27 protein-coding genes are annotated in these 25,123 nt (G+C 68.1%); 20 read left to right on the top strand and 7 right to left on the bottom strand.

Annotated features, from left to right (window positions below; translation table 11 throughout):
• Window positions 1-19 precede the first annotated feature (19 nt).
• The 7 genes from IM776_RS15335 to IM776_RS15305 all read left to right on the top strand — a co-directional run bounded on the left by IM776_RS15335 (window position 20) and on the right by IM776_RS15305 (window position 5,851).
• Complete coding sequence (locus tag IM776_RS15335) at window positions 20-1,591, top strand: hypothetical protein (protein ID WP_228479802.1); 1,572 nt, start codon at window positions 20-22, stop codon at window positions 1,589-1,591.
• Window positions 1,592-1,593: 2 nt separating this feature from the next.
• Window positions 1,594-2,253, top strand: coding sequence for a DNA-3-methyladenine glycosylase (locus IM776_RS15330; protein WP_194422686.1), 660 nt, complete (start codon window positions 1,594-1,596; stop codon window positions 2,251-2,253).
• Between the two features lie 129 nt (window positions 2,254-2,382).
• On the top strand, window positions 2,383-2,619 hold the full coding sequence (gene rpmB, locus IM776_RS15325) for a 50S ribosomal protein L28 (RefSeq protein WP_071645079.1): 237 nt from the start codon (window positions 2,383-2,385) through the stop codon (window positions 2,617-2,619).
• On the top strand, window positions 2,619-2,789 hold the full coding sequence (rpmG, locus tag IM776_RS15320) for a 50S ribosomal protein L33 (protein ID WP_046014935.1): 171 nt from the start codon (window positions 2,619-2,621) through the stop codon (window positions 2,787-2,789). The genes rpmB and rpmG overlap by 1 nt, the downstream gene beginning before the upstream one ends.
• A 3-nt stretch (window positions 2,790-2,792) precedes the next feature.
• Window positions 2,793-3,098, top strand: coding sequence for a 30S ribosomal protein S14 (gene rpsN / locus IM776_RS15315; RefSeq protein ID WP_194420989.1), 306 nt, complete (start codon window positions 2,793-2,795; stop codon window positions 3,096-3,098).
• A 356-nt stretch (window positions 3,099-3,454) separates the two neighbouring features.
• Window positions 3,455-3,742 carry an HU family DNA-binding protein gene (locus IM776_RS15310; protein WP_194420988.1) on the top strand — a complete coding sequence of 96 codons (288 nt, stop codon included), beginning with the start codon at window positions 3,455-3,457 and terminating at the stop codon, window positions 3,740-3,742.
• Window positions 3,743-3,910: 168 nt separating this feature from the next.
• Entirely contained in the window at window positions 3,911-5,851 is a 1,941-nt protein-coding gene (locus IM776_RS15305) for a bifunctional copper resistance protein CopD/cytochrome c oxidase assembly protein (protein ID WP_228479998.1), read from the top strand.
• Between the two features lies 1 nt (window position 5,852).
• Here IM776_RS15305 and IM776_RS15300 read toward each other — a convergent pair whose 3' ends face one another.
• Complete coding sequence (locus IM776_RS15300) at window positions 5,853-6,911, bottom strand: hypothetical protein (protein ID WP_194420987.1); 1,059 nt, start codon at window positions 6,909-6,911, stop codon at window positions 5,853-5,855.
• A gap of 63 nt (window positions 6,912-6,974) precedes the next feature.
• Here IM776_RS15300 and IM776_RS15295 point away from each other — a divergent pair, with 63 nt between their 5' ends.
• Entirely contained in the window at window positions 6,975-8,375 is a 1,401-nt protein-coding gene (locus tag IM776_RS15295; protein WP_422730920.1) for an ATP-dependent DNA helicase, read from the top strand.
• Between the two features lie 3 nt (window positions 8,376-8,378).
• Here the strand turns inward: IM776_RS15295 and IM776_RS15290 are convergent, their stop codons facing one another.
• Window positions 8,379-9,026, bottom strand: a complete 648-nt coding sequence (locus IM776_RS15290; RefSeq protein ID WP_194420985.1) for a biliverdin-producing heme oxygenase — start codon at window positions 9,024-9,026, stop codon at window positions 8,379-8,381.
• Window positions 9,027-9,083: 57 nt separating this feature from the next.
• The gene (locus tag IM776_RS15285; RefSeq protein ID WP_194420984.1) at window positions 9,084-9,398 is read right to left on the bottom strand and encodes a DUF2470 domain-containing protein; all 315 of its coding nucleotides are present in this window, start codon (window positions 9,396-9,398) and stop codon (window positions 9,084-9,086) included.
• 96 nt (window positions 9,399-9,494) lie between these two features.
• Between IM776_RS15285 and IM776_RS15280 the strand changes: the two genes are divergently transcribed.
• From IM776_RS15280 to IM776_RS15260, 5 genes are read left to right on the top strand one after another with little or no spacing between them, the layout of a single operon-like run.
• Window positions 9,495-10,778, top strand: coding sequence for a serine hydrolase domain-containing protein (locus IM776_RS15280; protein ID WP_194420983.1), 1,284 nt, complete (start codon window positions 9,495-9,497; stop codon window positions 10,776-10,778).
• Window positions 10,779-10,808: 30 nt separating this feature from the next.
• Window positions 10,809-11,660, top strand: a complete 852-nt coding sequence (locus IM776_RS15275) for a tryptophan-rich sensory protein (protein WP_194420982.1) — start codon at window positions 10,809-10,811, stop codon at window positions 11,658-11,660.
• Window positions 11,660-12,214, top strand: a complete 555-nt coding sequence (locus IM776_RS15270; RefSeq protein WP_228479801.1) for a Dps family protein — start codon at window positions 11,660-11,662, stop codon at window positions 12,212-12,214. Before IM776_RS15275 ends, IM776_RS15270 begins: the two co-directional genes overlap by 1 nt.
• A gap of 4 nt (window positions 12,215-12,218) precedes the next feature.
• Window positions 12,219-13,016 (top strand): SDR family oxidoreductase, encoded by a 798-nt coding sequence (locus tag IM776_RS15265; protein WP_194420980.1) that lies wholly within the window; start codon window positions 12,219-12,221, stop codon window positions 13,014-13,016.
• Window positions 13,001-13,852 carry a DUF72 domain-containing protein gene (locus IM776_RS15260; protein ID WP_194420979.1) on the top strand — a complete coding sequence of 284 codons (852 nt, stop codon included), beginning with the start codon at window positions 13,001-13,003 and terminating at the stop codon, window positions 13,850-13,852. Before IM776_RS15265 ends, IM776_RS15260 begins: the two co-directional genes overlap by 16 nt.
• A 15-nt stretch (window positions 13,853-13,867) precedes the next feature.
• Here IM776_RS15260 and IM776_RS15255 read toward each other — a convergent pair whose 3' ends face one another.
• From IM776_RS15255 to IM776_RS15245, 3 genes are all read right to left on the bottom strand, one after another.
• Window positions 13,868-14,668: an endonuclease/exonuclease/phosphatase family protein gene (locus IM776_RS15255; RefSeq protein WP_194420978.1), complete on the bottom strand. Its 801-nt coding sequence runs from the start codon at window positions 14,666-14,668 to the stop codon at window positions 13,868-13,870.
• A 70-nt stretch (window positions 14,669-14,738) separates the two neighbouring features.
• Complete coding sequence (locus IM776_RS15250) at window positions 14,739-15,926, bottom strand: 4-hydroxybenzoate 3-monooxygenase (RefSeq protein ID WP_194420977.1); 1,188 nt, start codon at window positions 15,924-15,926, stop codon at window positions 14,739-14,741.
• 95 nt (window positions 15,927-16,021) lie between these two features.
• Complete coding sequence (locus tag IM776_RS15245) at window positions 16,022-16,771, bottom strand: IclR family transcriptional regulator (RefSeq protein WP_194420976.1); 750 nt, start codon at window positions 16,769-16,771, stop codon at window positions 16,022-16,024.
• A 97-nt stretch (window positions 16,772-16,868) separates the two neighbouring features.
• On the opposite strand from IM776_RS15245, the gene IM776_RS15240 reads away from it, so the two are divergent.
• From IM776_RS15240 to IM776_RS15230, 3 genes are all read left to right on the top strand, one after another.
• Complete coding sequence (locus IM776_RS15240) at window positions 16,869-18,770, top strand: FAD-dependent monooxygenase (protein ID WP_194420975.1); 1,902 nt, start codon at window positions 16,869-16,871, stop codon at window positions 18,768-18,770.
• A 122-nt stretch (window positions 18,771-18,892) separates the two neighbouring features.
• On the top strand, window positions 18,893-19,321 hold the full coding sequence (locus tag IM776_RS15235) for a MarR family winged helix-turn-helix transcriptional regulator (RefSeq protein ID WP_194420974.1): 429 nt from the start codon (window positions 18,893-18,895) through the stop codon (window positions 19,319-19,321).
• A 9-nt stretch (window positions 19,322-19,330) separates the two neighbouring features.
• A complete protein-coding gene (locus tag IM776_RS15230; RefSeq protein ID WP_194420973.1) occupies window positions 19,331-19,990 on the top strand; it encodes a nucleotidyltransferase domain-containing protein in 660 nt (219 codons plus the stop codon).
• On the opposite strand, the gene IM776_RS15225 is transcribed toward IM776_RS15230, so the two are convergent.
• The gene (locus tag IM776_RS15225; RefSeq protein ID WP_194420972.1) at window positions 19,987-20,901 is read right to left on the bottom strand and encodes a LysR family transcriptional regulator; all 915 of its coding nucleotides are present in this window, start codon (window positions 20,899-20,901) and stop codon (window positions 19,987-19,989) included. The two genes, IM776_RS15230 and IM776_RS15225, sit on opposite strands and share 4 nt — an antisense overlap.
• Window positions 20,902-21,007: 106 nt before the next feature.
• On the opposite strand from IM776_RS15225, the gene IM776_RS15220 reads away from it, so the two are divergent.
• From IM776_RS15220 to IM776_RS15205, 4 genes are read left to right on the top strand one after another with little or no spacing between them, the layout of a single operon-like run.
• Window positions 21,008-22,039 (top strand): amidohydrolase family protein, encoded by a 1,032-nt coding sequence (locus IM776_RS15220; RefSeq protein WP_194420971.1) that lies wholly within the window; start codon window positions 21,008-21,010, stop codon window positions 22,037-22,039.
• 10 nt (window positions 22,040-22,049) lie between these two features.
• Complete coding sequence (gene ligK / locus IM776_RS15215) at window positions 22,050-22,742, top strand: 4-carboxy-4-hydroxy-2-oxoadipate aldolase/oxaloacetate decarboxylase (protein ID WP_194420970.1); 693 nt, start codon at window positions 22,050-22,052, stop codon at window positions 22,740-22,742.
• 2 nt (window positions 22,743-22,744) lie between these two features.
• Entirely contained in the window at window positions 22,745-23,710 is a 966-nt protein-coding gene (locus IM776_RS15210; protein ID WP_194420969.1) for an amidohydrolase family protein, read from the top strand.
• Window positions 23,711-23,712: 2 nt separating this feature from the next.
• Window positions 23,713-25,119: a protocatechuate 4,5-dioxygenase subunit alpha/beta gene (locus tag IM776_RS15205; RefSeq protein ID WP_194420968.1), complete on the top strand. Its 1,407-nt coding sequence runs from the start codon at window positions 23,713-23,715 to the stop codon at window positions 25,117-25,119.
• Window positions 25,120-25,123 lie beyond the last annotated feature (4 nt).

Raw genomic sequence — 25,123 nt, 5'->3', positions numbered from 1 at the left:
AGGATCTTTACGCGGGTCGTTGAGCGAGCGGAGCGAGACGAAACGGGTTGAGCGAGCCGAAGGCGAGTCGAAACCTCCTGAGATCCCGCGTGCCCCTGAGGGCGAGCGGCTTCGACTCCCTGCGGTCGCTCAGCCCGTTTCGTCTCCGGCTGCTGCGCAGCCTCCGCTCAACGCGCCGCAGCAGGAGCCGTCCTCGCAGCCTCCGCTCAACGACCGGTCGAAGGCCAAGGACCGCCGGTTCCTGTACACGATCCTCGCCGTCGTGGGCGTGCTCACCGTCGTGGTCGTGGGGCTCGGCGCCGTCAGCCTGTTCCAGGGGCCGCGGATCAGCGAGGTGCAGGTCGACCCCGCCGAGGCGATCCAGGTCTCCGGCAGTCGCGTCATCCTCACCGCGAACCAGTCGCTGCAGGAGATCGACGAGTCCCAGGTCACGGTCGAGCCTGCGGCGCCGTTCACCATCGACGCCGCGGGGCGCAGCATCGGCATCCGCTTCACCGTCCCACTCGACGACGCGACCGATTACACGGTGAAAGTCGCCGGTGTCGCCGGCAACGGCGGCGGGCCGACGTCCGACCTCACGACCACTTTCACGACGCCGGCATCCGAGATCTTCCTGCTGAATCGATCCGACGAGGACGATTCGATCTTCCGCACCGACCTCACCGGCGAGAAGGCCGTGCCGGTCTTCACCCACGCACGCATCAACGACTACCGTGCGACGTCCACCTCCCTGATCGTCGCGGTCGAGGACGGTGACAGCTCCCGCATCCTCGTCATGGATCACGACGGCGACAACATGCGCGAAATGCCGCTTCCAGGCGACGGCTTCGTGAGCTCGGTACAGGTGTCCGAGCGCGGGGGACTGGTCGGGTACACCTACTCCGACAAGGACCTCACCGAGGACAGCGGTCGGGCCAGCGTGCTCGTGACGCAGCCGCTCAGCGGCGAAGGCGAGCCGCAGATCGTCACGGTCGGCGATGAAGAGGCGAGCATCGCCGAGTGGCAGTTCGTGCCGGACTCGGCGGCCGTGCTCTTCATCGACTTCGCCGGCACGCTCTCGCTCGATGACCGCTCCGGCGAGGCCGGTGCGCAGAACATGGGGCTCGCGATGCGCCTGCTCGGTGTCTCACGCGGCACGTACACCGCCGTCGTCGAGCGCGTCGATCAGAGCATCGTGGAACTGAATCTCGCCGACGGCTCGGAGACGCCGCTCGCGGCATCCGATCCCGACTACGGTGGCGCGACCGAGATCACGCCGTTCCCCGGCGGCACGCTGCGCCACGTCGTCGCCCGCGATGCGGACGGGCTGCCGACCGGGCAGGCGATCATCCGCGTCGACGACGAGGGCAAAGCCGAGCCGCTGATGGAAGTCGAGTCCGGCAACGCGATCCTCCAGGCCTGCGCGTCGCCGAGCGGGCAGTACGCCGCTGTGACGGTGGCCCCGAACCTGACCGAGAACACCTACGACGACATGCTCGTTCCGCTGCCGAAGACCCTCGAGACGCACCTGTTCGACCTGAGAAGCGGCGAGGAGCTCGTCGCCCTGACCGGCTTCGACGTGTCGTGGTGCCAGATGGCTCCGTCGTTCTGATGATGCTGCGCCGTGCCACCAGGAGCGAGCTCGAGGGGCTGCCGCTCGAGGTCGCTCCGCGCCTGCTCGGCGCTGAGCTGCGCACCGTCGTCGACGACGTCCGGGTGCGGCTGCGCATCACCGAGGTCGAGGCGTATCACGGCCAGGGGACGGGCGACGTGCCCGATCCCGGGTCGCACGCGCGCATGGGCCGCACGGCGCGCAACGCCACGATGTGGGGCGAGCCGGGTCACCTCTACGTGTACCTGAGCCACGGAATCCACTCGTGCGTGAACGTCGTCTGCGGGCCGGAGGGCACCGCCGGCGGTGTGCTGCTGCGCGCCGGTTCGGTGATCGGAGGGGCGGATGCCGCGGCACTGCGCTCGGGTCGCGCCGGCCGCGACCTCGCGCGAGGCCCCGGTCGATTGGGGCAGGTGTCAGGTCTTCGGCATGCGCTGCACGACGGGGTCGACGCCGTCACCGGATCGGAGCTGAACGGCGCCCGTGCCGAGCTGTGGTGGGGGTCCGAACCTGCCGGCATCGTGTCAGGCCCGCGCGTCGGCGTCGCGGGCATCGCCGGGACGGATGCCTTCCCGTGGCGCTTCTGGATAGAGGGGGAGCGGACCGTCTCACCGTTCCGCTGGGGTCGCGGCGCTGCAGAAGCGCAGGCCATGCTAGACTGACTCCTTGTCTGTGCACACTCCTGTGCGCAGTTCGTGTGCTGTGATCCAGAGTTCGTCTCCGGATCAGGCGCGCAGACAAGGGATCTTGGGTGAGGCCGTCCGGTCTCACGGTAATGAAGGAGTAATCACATGGCAGCAGTGTGCCAGGTGACAGGAGCTGTTCCCGGCTTCGGTCACAACATCTCGCACTCACACCGCCGGACGAAGCGCCGCTTCGACCCGAACGTGCAGAAGAAGACCTACTACGTGCCCTCGCTCGGTCGTAAGGTCACCCTGAACGTGTCCGCCAAGGGCATCAAGGTGATCGACGCGCGCGGCATCGAGAAGGTCGTCGCAGACCTCAAGGCGAAGGGTGTGAAGCTCTAATGGCCAAGAAGGCTCAGGACGTCCGTCCGATCATCAAGCTCCGTTCGACGGCGGGCACCGGTTACACCTACGTGACCAAGAAGAACCGTCGCAACACCCCCGACCGTCTCGTGCTGAAGAAGTACGACCCGGTCGTCCGCAAGCACGTCGAATTCCGAGAGGAGCGTTGATCCATGGCTAAGAAGAGCAAGATCGCTCGCAACGAGCAGCGCAAGGTCATCGTCGAGCGCTACGCCGAGCGTCGCGCCGAGCTGAAGAAGACGCTCGTCGACCCGAACGCCACCGACGAGGCCCGCGAGGCCGCTCGCGTCGGCCTGCAGAAGCTGCCGCGCAACGCATCGCCGGTGCGCGTGCGTTCGCGCGACGCCATCGACGGACGCCCCCGCGGAATGCTGACGAAGTTCGGCATCTCGCGCGTGCGCTTCCGCGACATGGCCCACCGTGGCGAGCTGCCCGGTGTGACCAAGTCGAGCTGGTAAGCATCGCTTGGAAAGGGGCGAGGATCTTCGGATCCTCGCCCCTTTCGCGTTCCCGCGGCATCCCGTCGGCGCCCATGGCGTATGACTTATGCCGGTCTCGCGCGCGCAGAGCCGGCACAAATCATCCAGCCTGGCGCGGACGTACGAACGGCGGCGTCGGCATCCGGCACGGCCTGAAATCTGTGACTGGAGTGACTGATGTGACTCGACACGCGGAGGAAAACCCCAAAACCCGCGAAATGACGCGGAAATACGGGCTTCGGTTGATACATTCGAGGCGGTCGATCGACCAACGGGCGGCATCCGCCACCCGCACCACAACTGATGCGACGTGAACTTCGTCGCTGGAGGATGACATGGCTGACAAGTCCATCACCAAGACCGAGCTCGTCGCGAGCATCGCTTCCGCCACCGGCCAGAGCCAGGCCACCGTCTCGGGCGTCCTCGACTCGCTCTTCGGCACGGTCTCTGACGCTGTTGCCAAGGGCAGCAAGGTCTCGATCCCGGGCTGGATCTCGTTCGAGCAGGTCGACACCGCTGCCCGCACCGGCCGCAACCCGCAGACCGGCGCCGAGATCAAGATCCCGGCCGGCAAGCGCGTCAAGGTCACCGCTGGCTCCAAGCTCAAGGCTGCCGTCAAGTAAGACCGCTTCCCTTCACGAAGGCCGTCCCATCCGGGGCGGCCTTCGTGCGTGGCGCTGGCGCCGCAGATGCGAGCTTAGGCTTGAGGGGTGAGTTCTCCCGGCGCGCGCACCGCGCATTCGACGAGCGCAGGTGGCGCCCTCTCGTCGTCGTACCGTGCTGCCGGCATCCTGATTCTGGGCACGAGCGCGGCGATCGCGCTCGTTGCCGCTCTCGTCTTCGGCGGTGCGGCCGCACCGCTCCTGATCGGCGACCCGGGCGACGTGATCCGCTGGAGCCTTCCGGTCGCGCGCCTGATCAACAACCTCAGCGCCGCTCTCATGATCGGGCCCATGGTGCTCGCCCTGTTCGCTCTGCGTGCCGGCGAGAAGCCGTTCGAGACGGCGATGGACACGGCATCCATCGGAGCCGCGCTGTTCACGATCTCGTCCGCGGCCACCGCATTCCTGACCTTCCTCGCCGCGTTCAACCCGCAGATCAGCCTGGAGGACCAGTTCGGCGAGCAACTCGGCCGGTACCTGCTCGAACTCCCGCTCGGCCAGGCCTGGCTCATCACCACGATCATGGGCGCGGTCGTCACCATCCTCGCCTTCGCCTGGCGCAGCTGGACGCCCACGCTCATCACGGCGATCATCGCCCTCGCCGCCCTCCTGCCGATGGCCCAGCAGGGGCACTCGGGCGAGCTCTCCGGGCACGTGATCGCGGTGAACTCGATCCTGCTGCACACGATCGGAGCGGCCGTCTGGCTCGGCGGTGTCATGCTGCTCGTGGTCCTGCACTTCACCAAGGGCTTCGACGAACAGGCTCTCGTCCGCCGGTACTCCAGCATCGCGATCGCCGCATTCTTCGTCGTAGCGCTGTCCGGCATCGTCCGCTCGACCGTCGGCCTCGGCGGCTGGGACGGGCTCTGGTCGCCGTACGGCATCATCATCATCGCGAAGGGCGTGCTCCTTTGCGGGATCGGCCTGCTCGGCGCCTGGTACCGCGTGCGCCTGATCCCGCGGATGCGCGGCGAGCGCGCTTCGCGCTGGTTCTGGATGCTGATCCTCTGCGAGGTCGCACTGATGGGACTGGCATCCGGCGCCGCCGCCGCGCTGGCACGCACACCCCCGCCTACCGGGGACGCGGCCGCAGAACGCCAGACGCCCGCAGAGATCCTCACCCGCTCACCGCTGCCGCCCGAGTTCACGCTCGACAAGTGGTTCACCGGGTGGGACTACGACATCCTCTGGGCTCTGGCCGCAGCCCTCGGCGCGTTCTTCTACCTCGCCGGAGTCTGGCGCCTGCACAAGCGCGGCGACCGCTGGCCGATCCAGCGCACCGTGTTCTGGATGCTCGGTCTCCTGCTGCTGGTCTGGGTGACCTGCGGCCCGATCAACCTGTACCAGGAATACCTGTTCAGCGTCCACATGCTGGGCCACATGATCCTGTCGATGGCGATCCCGCTGCTGCTGGTCTCCGCGGCGCCGATCACGCTGGCCCTGCGCGGCATCCACAAGCGTGACGACGGCACGCGCGGCGGTCGCGAATGGATCCTGTGGGCGGTGCACTCGCCGTTCTCCCGCGTCGTGACCCACCCGTTCGTCGCGGCCGGTATCTTCGTCGGATCGCTGTGGGCGTTCTACTTCACCGACCTGGTGCGCTGGTCGATGTACGAGCACCTCGGCCACGAGTGGATGATCATCCACTTCCTCATCTCGGGCTACCTGTTCGTGATGAGCCTGGTCGGCATCGACCCCGTGCCGTACCGGCTGCCCTACCCGGGGCGCCTGATCACTCTCATCGCCGTCATGGCGATGCACGCGTTCTTCGGCATGGCGATCATGATGCAGGAGGGGTTGATGGTCGCCGAGTGGTTCGGATCGATGGGGCGCACCTGGGGCCCGACCCCGATGGACGACCAGTACATCGGCGGCGGCATCGCCTGGTCGGTCGGTGAGATCCCGACGCTCATCCTCGCGATCACGGTGGCGATCCAGTGGAGTCGTGACGACACGAAGGTGCAGCGCCGTCGCGACCGCCACGCCGATCGCACGGGGGATGCCGAGCTCGAGGAGTACAACGCCAAGCTCGCCGCCATCGCCGAACGCGATCAGCGTTCGGCGCGCTGAGTCAGCTCTCGCCGGGCGAGCCCACCCTTATCGACGCCGACCCGTCGGGGAGGATCGAGATCGTGCCGTTCACGCGGAACGGAACGTCCTCCGAGACGTGCTCGATCGAGCCGTCGAACAATGACCGGATATCCGCCTCGATGTGCGCGACCGCGTCGGTCGGAGGGATCATCCACTGCGTGCCGTCGGGCTCGACGGACACGACGGGCTGAGCGGAGATCGACCACACCGGCGGCTCGACGAGGCGGTTGTCCACCTCGAGCCCGAACGGGCACGCGGTCGGCTGCAGCACCTGCTGCGTCGTGCATTCGGTGAGGAACTCTTCGACCCGCGTCTGCACGACGTCGACGAACTCCTCGGTCGGAAGGGTCTGCAGCTCGACCGGCGTCTGCGTGAGCGGCGAATCGGCGAGGATGCTGACGCCGGGCGACTCCGAGATCGCGGTGTCGACCGTGACCGAGTACAGCCCCGGGGTGAACACCAGCAGCGGAAGAGGGTCGGCGGGGGCCGCCTCGACGCCGGCAGATGACACCTGACGCCGATCGACCTCGAAGCCGTTCACGGCGAACCGGTCTGCGCCGAGCACCGTGAGCGAGACAGCAGCCAGCGGCGACTGGGTGAAACGCCAGTTCGGGGTCACACCGGCCCAGCCGTCCTGCGTCACCTGGAAGGTGCTGGTGCCCGGGTGGGAGCCCACGACGTAGGACACCGTCACGGATGTGACGTCACCCTCGGTCTTCTCAGCGACGATCTCGACGTCGGCGAGCGGTGCGAGCGCCGCCTGACGCAGTAGCGCCTCGGATGCCGTCGCCGCGATGCCCGACTCCTCGAGCGTGCTGTGGTCGATCGATACCCCGGGGATCCGCAGCGCGTCGGCCGCGCGGCCCGTCGAGAGCAGATCGAGGTACCGTCCGACGAAGGCGGAGGGCCCGTAGAACTCCTTGTAAAGCACCGTCACGCCGGCGCCGAGGGCTGCCACCAGGAGGACTCCGACGACAGCCAGTGCCGTCAGATCGAACCACAATCGGCGGCGCCTGGGCGTCGTCGAGGGCTGATCCATGGCGCCAGTCTAGGAGGGCCGGCCTGTGACACTGCCGAGCGCGATGCGGGACGGCGACGTACCATGAGTGTCGTGTCTTTTCCCGCCCTCTCCGACGAACAGCAGGAGCTGTTCCGTCTCATCGAGGACACCAGGGAGCACGTCTTCATCACCGGCCGCGCCGGCACGGGCAAGTCGACGCTGCTGCAGTACTTCGCCTGGAACACGCAGAAGCAGATCGCGATCTGCGCACCCACCGGCGTCGCCGCTCTCAACGTCGAGGGACAGACGATCCACTCCCTGTTCCGCCTTCCGATCGGCCTGATCGCCGAGAGCGAGATCGAGCAGAACGACGCCACCCGCCGCATCCTGAACGCCATCGACGCGCTCGTGATCGACGAGGTGTCCATGGTGAACGCCGATCTCATGGACGGTATGGACCGCGCCCTGCGCCAGGCGCGCGGGCGCCGGGCCGAACCGTTCGGCGGTGTGCAGGTCGTGATGTTCGGCGATCCGTACCAGCTGGCGCCGGTGCCGCCGCGCGGCGACGAGCTGCGTTACGTGCAGGACCACTACCGGTCGTTCTGGTTCTTCGACGCGAAGGTCTGGGCAGGTGCGACGATGGGCGCGTCCGACGGCCTGATCGATCTCGGCCGACACGGCGCACCGCTGCACGTGCGCGAGCTCGTGCAGATCCACCGCCAGTCCGACGACGGGTTCAAGTCGATGCTGAACGCCGTGCGGTATGGGCGGGTCACGGCCGAGATCGCCGAGGTGCTCAATCGTCAGGGCACCCGCACCCCGCCCGATCACGAGCCCGGCGAGATTCCGATGATCACGCTCGCCACGCGCAATGACATCGTCAACAACATCAACCGCCGTCATCTCGCCGCTCTCGCGGGCAAGGAGCAGACCGCCAGGGCCGAGATCAACGGCGATTTCGGGCGGGGCGACGGCAACTACCCCGCGGATGCCGAGCTGAAGCTCAAGGTGGGGGCGCAGGTGATGTTCCTCCGCAACGACGTGTCGATGACCGGGGAGCCGTCGCGGTGGGTGAACGGCACGATCGGCACCGTCAAGCGCATCCTCGGCGGATCCGTGAAGGTCGAGATCGACGGCGAGGACGTCGACGTCGAGCCGGCCGTCTGGGAGCGATTCCGCTACTCGTACGACGCGAACTCGAAGACCCTCAGTCGCGACGTGATCGCGGAGTTCATGCAGTTCCCGTTGCGGCTCGCGTGGGCAGTGACGATCCACAAGTCGCAGGGGAAGACCTACGACCGTGCGATCATCGACCTCGGCGGCGGGGCGTTCGCCCCCGGTCAGACGTATGTGGCGCTGTCGCGGCTCACCTCGCTCGACGGCCTCTACCTGTCACGGCCGTTGCGCCCCAGCGACATCCGGGTCGATCAGGACGTGCGCCGATTCATGCGCGAGGCGTGGGAGACGCGGCACTCGTCCACGCCCGAGGTGTCCGGCGGCTGAAGGTCAGGCCGCGACGCGGGCCCTGTCGAGGTCCTCGAAGAGCTCGGTGTTGAAGCGGTAGGCCAGCAGAACCTCGTCGATCACGCGCTCTCGTTCCGCATCATCCCAGGGGGCGGCATCCAGCTGCTCGCGGTAGACGTCCTTGAAAGCGTTCGGGTCGGCGATGTCGTCGAACAGGTAGAAGCCGACGCCATTGGTCTCGAAGCCGAATCGGCGCTGCATGACGCGGCCGATGAAGATGCCGCCGGAGAGGTCGCCGAGGTAGCGCGTGTAGTGGTGCGCGACGAAGCCGCCGGCCCAGGTGGCGCCGACCTCGTTGATCCGCTCGACGTAGCGTCGCGTCGTCGGCAGCGGCGTGATGATCTCGCGCCAGTCCGGACCGAGGAGGAACGCCAGGTCGGCCTCCAGCGCCGGCAGCCGGGTGAGCTTTTCGCTGATGAACACCGAGGCCACAGGATCGCGGCGCATCCGCTCGCCGGCGGACTCGAGTGCTTCGTAGATGAAGTAGTGCTGCGACACGAGGGCGATGTAGTCCTCGCGGGAGCCCTCGCCCTTGAGCAGGTCGGCCATGAAGCCGGCGTGCTCACTGCGCGAGTGCGACCCGGACGAGCGCTCTCGGAGTGCAGCGGAGAAGGAGAGGATTTCAGCCATGGCCCCAGTGTAAGGGCATCCTTACCTAATTCGGAAGCCTCTCCGGCTCGTCGAGCCTCAGGCGTGCGGGCGTGGCTCGATGCCGAGCTTCTCGCACGCGGCGTCGTAGACGGCCACGACCTCACGCCGTACGGCGGGACGCTCGTCGATGGGGCCGCCGGGCCATGGCACGCGGAGCTCCTCCGCGACGCCCGCGCGGGTGATCTGCCACACGCCGCCGTCGCCGTCGAGGTCGGTCATCACGGCATCCGTGATCGGCAGGGCCGATGCCGTCGCGAACGCGCGCGCGATGAGGATGTTGTCGTCCGCGTGGTCGCCGTTCATGTGGCGGAGGATGGCCGAGACCACCTCGGGGTCGAAGATGTGGGGCATGGCATCACTGTACGTCTGCCGGGAGCGGGGCGAAGCGCACGATGTTTGCGATGGCGCACCATAGACTCGTCTGACAGACCACCTGGAGCTTCCTTCATGCATCTTCTCTCGCCCCGACGCTGGCGCGCCGTCGCCGCGGGCGCCGCCGCTCTCGCCCTCGTCCTGACCGGATGCTCGTCTGAGGAGTCGTTCTCGTACACGCCGCCCGAGCAGGTCGACCAGGCGCTGCCGGAGGAGACTGCGGCACAGCTGCAGGCCGCCGTCGAGCATGCCATGGCCAACACCGGCGCGACCGGCGCGATCGCCGCCGTGTGGGTGCCGTGGAGCGGCACTTGGGTCAGCGGGCTCGGCACGCAGTCCGTCGAGGACCAGACCGCCGTCACCACCGACATGTCCTTCCGGGTCGCCGATGTCACGCGCCTCATGACCTGTGACGTGCTGTACGCGCTCGCCGACGACGGGGTCGTCGAGCTCGACGACCCCGTGACGGAGCACGCGTCCGGCGTCGCCCAGATGGACGGGGTCACTCTGCTCGACCTCTGCAACGGCACGAGCGGCGCTGGATCCTCCGAGGCATCTGTCAAGAGTGCATGGCTGAACACCCCGGAGCGGGTGTGGGCGCCGCTGGAGCTGGCGTCCTTCGGGCTCGGGAAGACGCCGGCGGAGCCGGGCACCACGTATCACGACTCCGACGCCGGGTACCTGCTGCTCGGGCTCGCGCTCGAGCGGGCCTCGGGCATGAGCGCGTCCGACCTCATCGACAGGTACATATCGAATCCCCTCGACCTCGAGAACACCTCGTTGCCGGGGCCGTCCGCCGCCGAGCCCGGCGATGACCCGCTCAACGGCAACTATCTGAAGCGGACTGAGGGCGGCTACGACTGCACGGCTCCCGTCGACATCACCAAGCTGTCGTCGAGCACGGGATTCACCGACTCGGGCGCCGTCTCGACCATCCAGGATCTCGGCCGGTTCGTCCAGGCGTCCGCGCGTCAGGCACTCCGCGAAGAAGGCGCAGAACCCGACCAGTTCGGCGCCCCGCTGCCGAGGTCCGCGACGTCGGCGTCCTGGTACCAGGCGACCGGTGGCGCATACCAGGTCGGTCCGCTGATCGGTCAGCACGGTTGGACCCCCGGTTACGTGACGGGCGCATACTCCGACCCCGAGACCGGCTTCACCGTCGCCGTGGTGCTCAACAATTCCACGGCAGGATCCGGGGTGGCCGCCTACCTCGCCTGGGAACTCGCGGCCATCGCCTCGAAGGCACCGGCGGCCGACGGCCAGACGGCGCCGGAGTTCGGCCTGCCCTTCACCGCAGAGCAGTACCACGAGAAGATCTCGGCGCTCAGCATCTGCGCCACGCCGCCCGCAGCGGAGTGAGCCCGCGGGACGCCCCTCTACTGTGGGGGCATGTCCCAGACGGAGAAGTCTGATCGCGTCCGCCGGATCGTCGTCCTGCTCACGGTGGCCGGATCGATCGTCGCCGCAGTGTTCGGCTCCGGTCTGTTCGGCGGTGCGGGAATCTCGGATGCCGCGGGCGGCGCGTTCGCCGCTGATGCCACAGTGCTCGCCCCCGCCGGCTTCGCATTCTCGATCTGGTCGGTCATCTACCTCGGCCTCGTGGGGTACGCGATCTGGCAGTTCGTGCCGGCGCAGGCGGCGAAGCCGCGGCATCGTGCGGTCGGCTACGGGGTCGCGGCATCCGCTCTGCTCAACGCCGTGTGGATCATGTGCGTGCTGGCATGGCGGATCGCCGAATCGTTCGTCATCATCATGATCCTGCTGGGCGTGCTGCTGGTGACCTTCGTCCGCGTCTGCCGGCGGCCACGGCGCGGCACCGTGGCGGAGATCGTGCTCATCGACGGCGTGATCGGGCTGTACCTGGGCTGGGTGACCGTCGCCGCAGCCGCGAACCTCGCCGCCTGGCTGGCCGACGTCGGTATCGCAGCGTGGTCGGAAGCACCGGGAGTGCCCGGCACGATCACGCTGATCGGTACCGGTCTCGTCGCCCTGTTCACCGCCTGGCGCGGAGGGCGGTGGACGCCGGCGATCGCGACATCCTGGGGGCTGGTGTGGATCGCGATCGGCCGCTGGGCAGAGGATCCGGCTGCGCCGACGGTCGCCTCGACGGCCGTCGTGCTCGCCGCCATGGTGCTCGTCCTGACCGCCTGGCGGTTCTGGTTTCGCACGCGCAGTCGCGATAGTCAAGCCCTTGCCGCCGACGGCGGCGACGCCGATACCGTGGCGGCCAGGAGGTCATGATGGCAACGACTAAGGCAACCACGACGACCCGCCGCTCGGCACGGGGCGGCACCGGAGAGAAGAGCACGCGGCGGCAGAATGCCGAGAAGGGCTTCGTCGCATCGAAGCAGCTCGGTGAGAACCTGCAGGCCGTGCTGGTCGATCTGCTCGAGCTCGCGATGCAGGGCAAGCAGGCGCACTGGAATGTGATCGGGCGAAACTTCCGCGACACGCACAAGCAGCTCGACGAGATCATCGAGGCGACGCGCGAGTTCAGCGACACCGTTGCGGAGCGGATGCGGGCGCTGCACGCCATTCCGGACGGACGCAGCGACACCGTGGCATCCACGACGACGCTCCCGGAGTATCCGCAGGGCGAGATCGACACGACTGAGACCGTCGACCTGATCACGGTTCGTCTCGAGGCTGTCGTCGGAACCATGCGCGAAGTGCACGACGCGGTCGACGACGAGGATCCGACCAGCGCCGACATCCTCCACGCGATCATCGAGAAGCTCGAGCAGTTCGCCTGGATGGTCAGCGCCGAGAACCGCAAGCCCGCTGCGCGCAGCTGAGCCGATGGTCAGCACCGATCGCAGGGCGATCGTCACGGCCGCGGACTCCGGCATCGGCCGGGCCGCGGCCGTCGCGCTCGCCGCAGACGGGTTCGACGTCGGAATCACCTGGCATTCGGATGAGGCGGGTGCCGAGGCCACCGCTGCCGAGGTGCGAGAGCACGGCGTGCGGGCTGTGGTCGCGCGCCTCGATGTCGCGGACATCCCGGCCTGCGGCGATGTCGTGGACGGCCTCATCGAGCAGCTCGGCGGACTGGACGTCTTCGTCAACAACGCCGGCACCGGCATCAAGACGCCGTTCCTCGACGTCGAGATCGACCAGTGGCGGCACGTGCTCGATGTCGACCTGACCGGAGCGTTCGTCTGTCTCCAGCGTGCCGCGCGCCACATGGTCGCCGCAGGAAGGGGCGGTCGTCTGATCGCCGTCACGAGTGTGCACGCTCATCAGCCGATGGTCGGCTCGAGCGCCTACGACGCGGCGAAGCACGGGCTGAGCGGGCTGATGAAGAACATCGCCCTCGAGCTCGGCAGCAGCGGCATCTCCGCGGTCAGCGTGGCGCCCGGGGAGATCGCCACTCCCATGACGGGAAACGAGGATGTCGACCCGAACGCCGTGCGTCGCCCCGGCATCCCTCTGGGGCGCCCGGGCGATGCCCGCGAGGTCGCGGCGCTGATCGCCTTCCTTGCGTCGCCGAAGGCGGCATACATCTCCGGAGCGTCCGTCGTCATCGACGGCGGGATGCTGCAGATGGGGCCGCAAGCGGGTGCCGATCTCACGAGCGACGAATGGCGCACAGTCTGACACCCTCTTCGTCGGGCGACGTCCGCGTCGGCACGTCGGGGTGGAGATACGCGAGCTGGCGCGGTGACTTCTATCCGCGCGGCCTCGCCCAGCGCAGGGAGCTCGAGTACATCGGATCACGGTTCTCCACGGTGGAGCTGAACGGCTCGTTCTACTCGCTGCAGCGACCGTCGAGTTACCAGCGGTGGCGTGACTCGGTGCCGGGCGGATTCGTGTTCGCCGTGAAGGGCTCCCGCTACGTCACGCACATGCTCCGGATGCGCGGCGCGGAGACTGCGCTCGCGAACTTCTTCGCATCCGGGGTGCTCGCCCTCGGAGAGGCGCTCGGTCCGGTGCTCTGGCAGCTGCCGGAGCGGCAGGAGTTCGAGACCGAGATCATCGACGAGTTCCTCGGGATGCTGCCGCGCTCGACGGGCGCCGCACTGGAGCTCGCACGGCGCCATGACGAGCGGCTGGAGGGACGCGCCTGGCTCGAGATCGATGAGGACCGTCCGATCCGATACGCCCTGGAACCGAGGGCCGAGAGCTTCCGCGAGGCAGGCGATCTGCTGCGCCACCACGGAGTCGCGATGGTCACCGCGGACACCGCCGGTCGCTTTCCGCGCTTCGACGAGACGACGGCGGACTTCGCCTACATCCGCCTGCACGGTGCGCAGGAGCTCTATCACAGCGGGTACACCGCCGAGGAGCTCGACGGGTGGGCCCGGCTCATCGACGAGCTGACCGGGAGCGCCGAATCCTCGCACGGCGTCTACGTGTACTTCGACAATGACGCCCGCGGCCATGCGCCGCACGATGCACTCGCGCTTGCCGCACGAACCGAGCACGCGCGATGAGCGCACTCGACCGTCTCAGTCAGGGTGATCTCCGACGCGGATGTCCGCGACGAGCGGATAGTGGTCCGACGGAGGAAGCCCGCCTGGTTCGTCGCGGACGATCCACGCATCGGTCGCCCGGGCGCCCAGGAGCCCGGGCGCGTAGAGGATGTGGTCGATGCGGCGATCGAACTGAGAGGTCGCCTCGCGAGGGGCGAACCGGTTGGTCGCGCTGAGCGTTCGCGGGTCGGCGTCGACGACCGCGGCGTCCCAGGCGTCCTCGAGATCGATGTCTGCCAGGGGCGGTTGAGCGCGGTCGTAGTTGAGATCGGCGAGCAGGATGCTGGGGAGCGCCCGGGTTGCATGGGAGTCCCGGGTGAGAGCTCGCAGCTCCTTCACCTGTGCAGTCGTCTCGGCCATCCGCTCGGGCTCCCAGCTCGTCGCGCCCACGACGAGGCGCAGTTCCCCGAGCGGGTGATCGACGCTCGCCAGGAGAGCCGCATTGACTCGTCCGAACGAGGGCATCGGCACCTTCTCGGCTCGGGCTATCGGCCAGCGACTGACCAGCCCGAGCCCCATCACCGCGCCTTCCTGTGACGGATCCTCGAGCGGAGACGGCGTCGGTGGCAAGCCGACGTCGACGAAAGCGGCGTGACCGCCCAGAGCGTCAGCGAGCACGTGTGCCTGCGTGGTCTCGGCGTCGCCCCAGCATTCCTGCACTCCCAGGACATCGGGTCGCTGGTCACGCACGACCGCGATGAGGCCGGGTTCGCGCTGATCCCAGTTCCCGCCGAAACGCCACCATACGTTCCAGGTCATCGCGCGGATCGACTCCATACAGCCATGCTGATGGTGCAACCGTCGTGCGGTCAGTCCCTTGACAGCGGGCCGCAGGCGCCCGCGGCGATCAGTCCAGCGACCAGCCCGTGTAGGCCTCGGCGAGGTAGGTGCGACCGGCCTCGGAGTCCGTGACCGAGCGCAGCTCGCCGAGCTGGCGGCGCCGGTCGAACTCGCCGGACTCGGGAAGCCGGTGGAGCATGCTCGTCATCCACCACGAGAAGTGCTGCGCCTTCCAGATGCGCTTGAGTGCCAACTCGGCGTATCCGTTGATCAGGCGTTCGTCGCCTTCGCCGAGCAGGGCGCGCAGCGCGCGGGAGAGCAGCACGACGTCCGCGATCGCGAGGTTCATGCCCTTGGCGCCGGTGGGCGGCACGGTGTGCGCGGCGTCCCCGACCAGCGCGGCGCGGCCGCGCCGCAGCTCGTGCGCGACGAAGCTGCGGAAGCGCAGCACGTCGCGCTGGAAGATCCGACCCTCGTGCAGCGTCGTGCCCGGCACCCGCGACTGCAGGGTTTCCCAGATCTCCGCCTCCGACATGGCGTTCGGATCGGCGTCGGGAGCGCACTGGAAGTACATCCGCTGCACCTCCGGACTGCGCTGGCTGATCAGCGCGAACCCGTTCTCGGAGTTGCTGTAGATGAGTTCGTCAGCGCTCGGCGGGGCCTCGCACAGGATGCCGAACCAGGCGAACGGGTACTCGCGGAAGTAGCCGCTGCGTGAGTCGCCGGTGATGGCGGGGCGCACGACGGAGCGCGAGCCGTCGGCGCCGACCACGAAGTCGGCGTCGATGATGAGTTCGCTGCCGTCGGCGTCCGTGGCGATCACGCGGGGACGCTCGGTGTCGATGCCTTCGACCCGGGACGCCGTGACGTCGAAGCGCAGGTCCTGCCCTGCGGCGAGGCGCAGGGCGAGCATGTCCTTCAGCACTTCATGTTGCGGGTAGAGCCAGACGCTGCGGCCGACGAGGCCGGGGAAGTCGATGCGGTGCCCCTCGCCCTGGAAGCGCAGTTCGATGCCGTCGTGCCGGTGGCCGACCGTGTGGACGCGCGTGTGCGGATCGATCGCGGTGAGCAGGTCGACGGTTCCCTGCTCGAGGATGCCGGCGCGGATGGTCGATTCGATCTCTTCGCGTGAGCGCTGGTCGATGATCACGGAGTCGATCCCTGCATCCGCGAGCAGGTGGGACAGGATGAGGCCGGCGGGGCCGGCGCCGACGATCGCGACCCTGGTTCTGATCGTCTCGTTGCGGGTGCTCATGAGGTCTCCTTCGACGGATGGATGCTGCGCACCAGTGTGCCGCGGGCGGAGATGCTCCCGCGTGGAATCCCATTGAATGGGCACCCTTCCTCACCTCAGCGGCTGGTGCGAAGGTCTCGCTCTATCGCCTTCGCGGCAGCAAGGAGCGCGTCGACGGCGGGAGCGGTTGCGGTGTCACGGGGCAGGACGACCGAGAGTGCCGCCACCACTTCTCCGCGGTCGCGCACCGGAACCGCGACACCGGTTGACACGTATTCGATCGAGCCGGGCGCCACGACGAACCCCTGTCGCCGGATCGTGGCGAGCAGGCGCCGCAGCATCCCTGCATCCGTCACCGTCTCCCGCGAAACCGTACGGAGCGGCAGGCTCAGCACACGCTCTCGAAGCGCCGGGTCGGCGTACGCGAGCAGGACGAGCCCGGACGAGGACGCGTGCAGCGGCAGGCGTCCCGCGATGCGGGTGATGTTGGCGCCGGCGTCCGGGTGCGAGAGACGCTCGAGGAAGAGCGCCTCCTCATGCTCGAGCACGGCGAGCTGAGTGTGCTCGCGGATGGTCGTCTGCACGTACTCCATGTGAGGGAGGGCGGCCTGGCGCAGGCGCAGCGCGCTCGATCCGCGCAGAGCCAGTTCCCACAGCCGCATCCCGAGGCGGACGCGCATCTCGTCGTCGCGCTCGAAGAGGCCGGCCGCGATGAGGTCTCCGACGATTCGATGGGCGGTCGAAGAGGGAAGCCCCGTTCGCTCGGCGATCTCGGTCGCGGTCTGCATGGTCCGCTCCGTGGTGAACGTGTCGAGCACGCGCACGAGTCGCTCGGTCATCGAGTCGCCGGAGCGGGAGTTCGCCATGGGGTTACCTTCTCATGCGGCATCCGTGTACTATCGTTGGCACCCCAACTAATCTGGTGCGAAGCATCAGGGCACCGGAGTGATCGAAGGAGATCCCATGCAGTTCCACCGCGACGGATATCGCCCCGGCGACCCGGATCTCCTGCCGGCCGCGCCGCAGGTGCAGGACCGCAGCCCGGGACTGCCGGACGCCGTCGACGTGCTCATCGTCGGCACGGGGCCCGCCGGCACCGTGCTCGCCGCGCAGCTGGCGGCGTTCCCCGACATCACGACGCGCATCGTCGAGCGCCGCCCCGGTCCGCTCGAGGTCGGACAGGCCGACGGCGTCGCGTGCCGCACGGTCGAGATGTTCCAGGCGTTCGGTCTCGCCGACGCTCTGGTCCGCGAGGCGTACTGGGTCAACGAGGTGCGCTTCTGGGGACCGTCCGAAGAGGACCGCTCGAAGATCGTCCGCACCGGCTGGGTGGAGGACACCCCCGCAGGGTTGAGCGAGTTCCCGCACGTCATCGTGAACCAGGCGCGCATGCAGGAGTTCCTGCTCGACCACGCCGCGAAGTCCGCCAGCAGGCTCGAAGCCGACTACGGCATCGAGTTCGTCGGCTACGAGATGAACAACAGCGACCACCCGGTCACCGCTCTGCTGCGCCGCACCGACGGCACCGAGATCACTGTCCGCGCCAAGTACGTCATCGGCTGCGACGGCGCTCGCAGCAACGTGCGCCGTGCGCTCGGCATCCGTCTCGAGGGTGACGCCGCGAATCACGCCTGGGGCGTCATGGACGTGCTCGCCACCACCGACTTTCCCGACTGGCGCACCAAGAACGTCGTCCAGTCCGCCGGGAAGGGGAGCCTGCTGATGATCCCGCGCGAGGGCGGGAACATGGTGCGCTGCTACGTCGATCTCGGTGTGGTCGAGGCCGGCGACGCCGAGATCCGCAAGACGACGGCGGCGCAGCTGGCGGAGGTCGCGAACGCGATCCTGCACCCTTACTCGATCGACGTGCAGCAGGTCGCCTGGTCGAGCGTCTACGAGGTCGGTCAGCGGGTCGCCGACCGCTTCGACGACCTGACACCTGAGTCGCCGGCGGATGCCACCCCGCACCTGTTCCTCACCGGCGATGCGTGTCACACCCACAGCGCCAAGGCCGGTCAGGGCATGAATGTCTCCATGCAGGACGCCTTCAACCTCGGCTGGAAGCTCGCCGCCGTCCTGCAGGGACGATCGGATGCCGCGCTGCTGCGCACCTACTCCGAGGAGCGTCAGGCGATCGCCGCGGACCTCATCGCGTTCGACAAGCACTGGTCGGCGTTCATCGCGCAGCCGGCGCTCGATCCGGAGCATCCGGAACTCGGCGGCGTCACGCCCGCCGATATGCAGGCCGAGTTCGCGCGGCAGGGCCGTTACACGGCCGGCGTCGCGACGAAGTACCCGCCGGGGGCGCTGACCGGTGCGACCGCGCACCAGCAGCTCGCGAGCGGGTTCGAGATCGGCACACGGTTCCACTCCGCGCCGGTGCGTAGGGTGGCCGATGCCAAGCGCATGGAGCTCGGCCACTCCCACCGCGCCGACGGACGGTGGCGCCTCTACGCCTTCGGCGACGCCGATGGGGTCGCACTGCGCGAGTTCGCGACGTGGCTCGCCGCGGGGGAGGACTCGCCCGTGCGCCGCTTCACGGCCGAGGATGCCGATATCGACAGCGTGATCGACGTGCACGGCGTCTTCCGCGGCTCACACCATGACTTCGACGTGACCGCGCTGCCGTCGATGCTTCTCCCGCAATCCGGTCCGCTGGGACTGCAGGACTGGGAGAAGGCGTGGGCGACGGACGACCAGGTCGACATCTTCGCCGAGCGCGGGATCGCCACCGACGGCGCTGTAGTGGTCGTGCGGCCCGACCAGTACATCGCGCACGTGCTGCCGCTGACGGCGCGGGGCGAGCTGCGAGATTTCTTCGGCGGATTCCTGCTGCCTGCGAGCGCGCCGGTCGCCGCACGCTGAGAGCCGCGGATTCTGTACGCCAGCCCGGATGAGTTTCGTCGGTTGACGTGCACCATTACCGGCGAACATCATCCAGCATCGCCCGTACCGCCGTTGCACGGCCTGAGAGGATGGATGCCGTGATGACCATGGCCGAGCTCCCCGAGCCGCAGCGCCACGTCGGCAACCTCATCCGCCGCGCGCAGCAGCTGCATCTGGCGACCTGGGCGCGGGTGGCCGATCCCGACATCACCAGCACGCAGTACAGCATCCTCGCCGTGCTCGAACGACTCGGCGAGGCGAGCCAGCGTGAGCTCGGCGACGAGGTCGACCTCGACCGTTCCACGATCGCCGATCTCGTCCGCCGCATGGAGAAGTCGGGACTCATCGCGCGGCAGCGCGCGGCAGGCGATGCGCGCCGGAACGTCGTGACCCTCACCGAGCACGGTGCAGCAGAGTATGCACGTCTGGTGCCGCGGGTCGTCGAGGTGCAGCGCGAACTGACGGCGCACCTGGACCCGGCCGAGTCCGCGGCCCTGTTCCGCGGGCTGTGGCGAATGCTCGAGCGGTAGCCTCGATCCATGGCACCATCCGCATCCGCCTCCGCGACGCCGTGGGAGCCGCTCGAGCCGTCCGCGGTCGCCGAGCTGCTCGCCGCGGCATCCGTGCGCTGGTGGCTTTCGGGCGGAGCCGCCCTCGATCGCTGGCTGGGCCGGACGATCCGGGAGCGTTCGAACATCGACGTGAGCGTCGTCGCGACCGATCTCGCCGATCTCGTCGCGAGTCTCCCGGAGAGGTTCAGTGCCTGGGCTCCGTCTGAGGATGCCGACGACGAGATCGTCCCGTTCGCCGATGCCCCCGCGGACGCGGACCTGCAGCCCGTGCTCATCCGCGACGACGTCAAGGGCGCGTGGGTGCTGCAGATCAACGTCGAGGACGGCGCACCGCGAGCGTGGGTCTACAAGCGCGACCCCCGCCTGACCCTGCCCTGGGATCGCGCGGTGCTCGATCTCGACGGCATCCCGACCGGTGCGCCGGAGGTGCAGCTGGTGTGGAAGGCATTGCGCCCGCGCGCGGAGGACACCGTCGACAAGGATGCCGTGCTGCCCAGCCTCCCGCCGGAGGCGGCTACGTTCTATGAGACGGCGCTGCTGCGCATCCACCCGCACTCGACGTGGGCGATCCACGTGCGCAGCCCCTTCGCGCCGGCGAAGGCGAGCTGGAACCGCAAGAGGTCCTAGCCGGACCGCCGCCGGTACTCGCCGGCGGCGACGGCATCCAGGACCACGGCGCGGAACCACTTCTGCGCCGGTGACAGGCTCGCCTCGCGGCGGGTGTACAACGAGACCGGTGTGCTCTGAGCCGGCCACGGCAGGTCGGCGATCCGCAGCCCGGCGAACCACCCGCTGAACACCTCGGCGACGTGGCGTGGCAGCAGCACGACCAGGTCAGTGGACTGCAGTACGGCCGGCACGGTGGCGTACTCCTCCACGGTCAGCGCGACCTGCGCCATGAGACCGTGCTCGGTGAGCACCTGCAGCGGGAACACGTGGCCGCCGCGAACGGAGACGCGCACGAAACGCCGGCCCGCGAACATGTCCGGCGCGGTGTCGGGCAACGGATGTTGCGCTGACGACAGAGCGACGTATTCCACTGCGCGCACGTGCGTGCGCCACAGCCGCGGGCTTCCGATCATCGACACGGTCATGGCGAGGTCGATCGATCCGCGGATCAACCCGTCCTCGACCTGATCCGAGTCCAGTCGCGCAACCTGCAGGTGCGGGGCGGATGCCGCACGCGAGAGCGCCGCCATGATGGGCGGGAGGAACGTCTGCTCGCCGATGGAGGTGAGCCCCAGCGCGAGCTCGCCGCTGAAACCGGCCGGCTCGAACGCCTCGGGGTCGCTCACCGTGTCGTCGATCTGGGCGAGTGCCTCATGCAGCGGTGCGAACAGAGCGGTGGCCTTCGCGGTGGGCACCATGTCGCGCCCTTCCCGCCGGAACAGCTCATCACCGAACTTCTCCCGCAGCCGCCTCAGCGTGTAGCTGACGGTCGGCTGCGTCACGTGCAGCCGCTCCGCCGCAGCCGTCACGCTGCGCAGTTCATACAGCACGACGAAGGTGCGCAGCTGGTTCAGATCCGTGAGCGCCAACTATCGATCCTCTCTATGGAAGGTGCCCCTCATATCTATTGGACTATATACATCCTCCGACCTAGAGTCGTGAACAACAGCATCCGAGTGACAAGGACGACACGCGTTGATCATCGACATCCACGGCCACTACACGACCGCCCCTGCGCAGCTGGGCGCCTGGCGTGACCTGCAGATCGCCTTCGCCGACGGCAACGGCGAAGCGCCGGACCCGGCATCCCTGCACATCAGCGATGACGACATCCGCGAAACCATCGAGGCCAACCAGCTCAAGCTCATGAATGAGCGCGGCAGCGACATCACGGTCTTCAGCCCGCGTGCCTCGTTCATGGCCCACCACATCGGCGACTACGCCGTCAGCGAGACCTGGGCGCGCATCTGCAACGACCTCGTCGCGCGCGTCAGCGAGCTGTTCCCCGACCGCTTCCTCATGGGTGCGATGCTGCCGCAGTCTCCCGGCGTCGACCCCGCCACCACGGTCGCTGAGCTGACCCGCGCCGTCGAGGAGCTCGGCGCCGTCACGGTGAACCTCAACCCCGACCCGTCCGGCGGCAAGTGGTCGGCCCCGGCGCTCACCGACCGCTCGTGGTACCCGATCTACGAGAAGCTCGTCGAGTACGAGATCCCCGCGATGGTGCACGTGAGCACGACCTGCCGTCCTGACGTGTTCCACACCACCGGCGATCACTACCTCGGCGCCGACACGACCGCGTTCATGCAGCTGCTCAAGGGCGACCTCTTCAAGGACTTCCCCGACCTGAAGCTGGTCATCCCGCATGGCGGCGGCGCGGTGCCGTACCACTGGGGTCGGTTCCGCGGCCTGGCGATGGCGCTGAAGAAGCCCGAGCTCGAACAGCACCTGCTGAACAACGTGTTCTTCGACACCTGCGTCTACCACCAGCCCGGCATCGACCTGCTGACGGACGTCATCCCGACCGACAACATCCTGTTCGCCAGCGAGATGATCGGTGCGGTGCGCGACATCGACCCGCGCACCGGACACTACTTCGACGACACCAAGCGCTACGTCGACGCGACCACCAGCCTCAGCGACTTCCAGCGCGAGCAGGTCTTCGAGGGCAACGCCCGCCGCGTCTACCCGCGCCTCGACCGCGCCCTCAAGGCTCGTGGACTCTGAGAGGAACACAATGCGACTGAACGATCTCGGCATCGTCCGCACGAACATCCAGCGCCCAGACCCCGACGACGTCGGGCGCCTTTCACAGTTCGGCGTCGCGACCATCCACGAGGCGATGGGCCGGGTGGGCCTCATGCGCCCGTACATCCGCCCCGCCTACAACGGTGCGAAACTGTGCGGCCCGGCCGTCACCGTGCTCCTGCAGCCGGGCGACAACTGGATGTTCCACGTCGCCGCCGAACAGGTGCAGGACGGTGACGTCATCGTCGCCGGCTGCACCACCGAGAGCGAAGACGGCTTCTTCGGCGAGTTGCTGGCCTCGTCGCTCACCGCCCGCGGCTGCAAGGGTCTGGTCATCGACGGCGGCGTCCGCGACGTCGCCGACCTCGAGAAGATGGACTTCCCGGTCTTCTCCCGCGCCATCAACTCCAAGGGCACGGTCAAGGCCACCCTCGGCTCGGTGAACATCCCCGTCGTCGCCGCGAACGCCCTCGTGAATCCGGGTGACGTGGTCGTCGCCGACGTCGACGGCGTCGTCGTCGTGCCGCGCGCACTGGTCGGTGCCGTGGCGGATGCCAGCCAGAAGCGCGAGGACAACGAGGAGGCCAAGCGGCAGAAGTTCCGTGAAGGCGTACTCGGACTCGACCTCTACGGCATGCGCGAGCCGCTCGCCGCCGCCGGCCTGGAATACGTGGAGGACTGACGATGGCACAGGCCAATACAAAGCACGGCGACACCACGGGTGAATTCACCAAGTCAGAGGGCTGGCTCGACTGGTACGACGGCCCGACGAAGCCCACCTTCACGCTGCCCGAGGGCGCAGTCGACGCGCACTGTCACGTCTTCGGGCCGGGTGCCGAATTCCCCTACGCGCCAGAGCGCAAGTACACGCCCTGCGACGCTTCAGCAGACCAGCTGTTCGCCCTGCGCGACCATCTCGGTTTCGACCGCAACGTGATCGTGCAGGCCACCTGCCACGGTGCCGACAACAGCGCGCTCGTCGACGCTCTCCGACGCAGCGAGGGTCGCGCCCGCGGCGTCGCCACGGTCCGTCGCGACATCACCGACGAGGAGCTGAAGACGCTGCACGCCGCCGGCGTCCGCGGCGTGCGCTTCAACTTCGTCAAGCGCCTCGTCGACCGCGTGCCCACCGACTCGCTCCAGGAGATCGTCGCGAAGATCGCACCGCTCGGCTGGCACGTGGTGATCTACTTCGAGGCTGAGGATCTTCCCGAGCTCTACGACTTCTTCTCCAGCATCCCGACCGACGTCGTCGTCGACCACATGGGTCGACCCGACGTCACCAAAGACCCGAACGGCCCGGATTTCGAGCTGTTCCTGCGGTTCATGCGCGAGAACGCGAACGTATGGACCAAGGTCTCGTGCCCCGAGCGCCTGAGCGTGACGGGGCCCCGCGCCCTCCCTGAAGAACTCGGAGACGGCGAGCAGCACGCGTACACCGACGTGGTGCCGTTCGCCCGACGTGTGGTCGAAGAGTTCCCCGACCGTGTGCTCTGGGGAACCGACTGGCCGCACCCCAACCTCAAGGACCATATGCCCGATGACGGGCTGCTGGTCGACTACATCCCGCAGATCGCGACGACCCCCGAGCTGCAGCACAAGCTCCTCGTGGAGAACCCCCGTCGCCTCTATTGGCAAGAAGGAGAATGACCATGGCACTCGACAAGCCGTACAAGGACGTTCCCGGCACCACCATCTACGACGCCGAGCAGGCCCGAAAGGGTTATCACCTCAACCAGTTCGCGATGTCGCTGATGAAGCCGGAGAATCGTGAGCGCTTCCTGGCTGACCAGGAGGCGTACCTCGATGACTGGCCGCTGAACCCCGTCCAGCGTCAGGCCGTACTCGACATGGACATGAACACCATGATCGACGAGGGCGGGAACATCTACTTCCTGAGCAAGATCGGCGCCACCCACGGGCTGAGCTTCCAGCAGATGGCCGGGTCGATGACCGGCATGAGCGAGGCTGCGTACCGCGACATGATGGTCGGCGGCGGACGGCGTCCCGAGGGGAACCGCCTCAAGGATCTCGACGGCTGGACGCCTCCCGCGCCCGGCGAGAAGGCCGACACGTTCCGCCCGAACGCTCCGGCCAAGTACACCTCGGCACTGTTCACCTCGCACGTGCCGGCGATCGGTGCTGCGATGGACCTCGGCAAGACCGAGGAGCCGTACTGGAAGAAGGTGTTCGACGGCTACCGGTGGACCCGCAAATGGGCGAGGGAGAACACGCCCGACGTCGTCATCCTCGTCTACAACGACCACGCCACCGCCTTCGACGCGTCGATCATCCCCACGTTCGTGCTCGGGACGGGCGCAGAGTATCCGGTCGCCGACGAGGGCTACGGCCCACGCCCCGTGCCCGACGTCAAGGGTTACCCGGAGTTCGCCGCGCACCTCGCGCAGTCGATCATCCAGGATGACTTCGACCTCACCCTCGTCAACGAGATGGTCGTCGACCACGGCCTCACCGTCCCGCTGTCGCTGGTCTACGGCGAACTCGGCCCGGACGAGCAGTGGCCGGTCAAGGTCATCCCGCTCGCCGTCAACGTCGTGCAGTACCCGGTTCCGTCAGGTCGCCGCTGCTACGAGCTCGGCAAGGCCCTCCGTCGCGCGATCGACAAGTGGGACGGCGAAGAGCTCAACGTGCAGATCTGGGGCACCGGCGGCATGAGCCACCAGCTGCAGGGTCCGCGCGCCGGCCTCATCAACAAGGAGTGGGACAACGCCTTCCTCGATCACCTGATCGCAGACCCGATGGGACTGACCGAGTGGCCGCACATGGAGTACGTCGACGAGGCGGGCTCCGAGGGCATCGAGCTGGTGGACTGGCTGATCGCCCGCGGCGCGATGGATGACCAGTTCGGCGGCGAGTCGCCGGAGATGAACCACCGGTTCTATCACGTCCCGGCATCCAACACCGCGGTCGGGCACCTCGTCATCTCGAACCCGGTCGGCAGGACCACCGTCGCTTCCGACGAGGCGGACATGATCGAGCCCGTGGAGTCGGTGCTCGCCCCCGAGCCTGCGGAGACCGCGGCCGTGGCGAACGCCTGACAAC

It is taken from the genome of Microbacterium abyssi (assembly GCF_015277895.1).
Taxonomy (GTDB): domain Bacteria; phylum Actinomycetota; class Actinomycetes; order Actinomycetales; family Microbacteriaceae; genus Microbacterium; species Microbacterium abyssi.
Note: the sequence above shows the minus strand (reverse complement) of the source record. Positions and strands in the feature narration are given on the sequence as shown.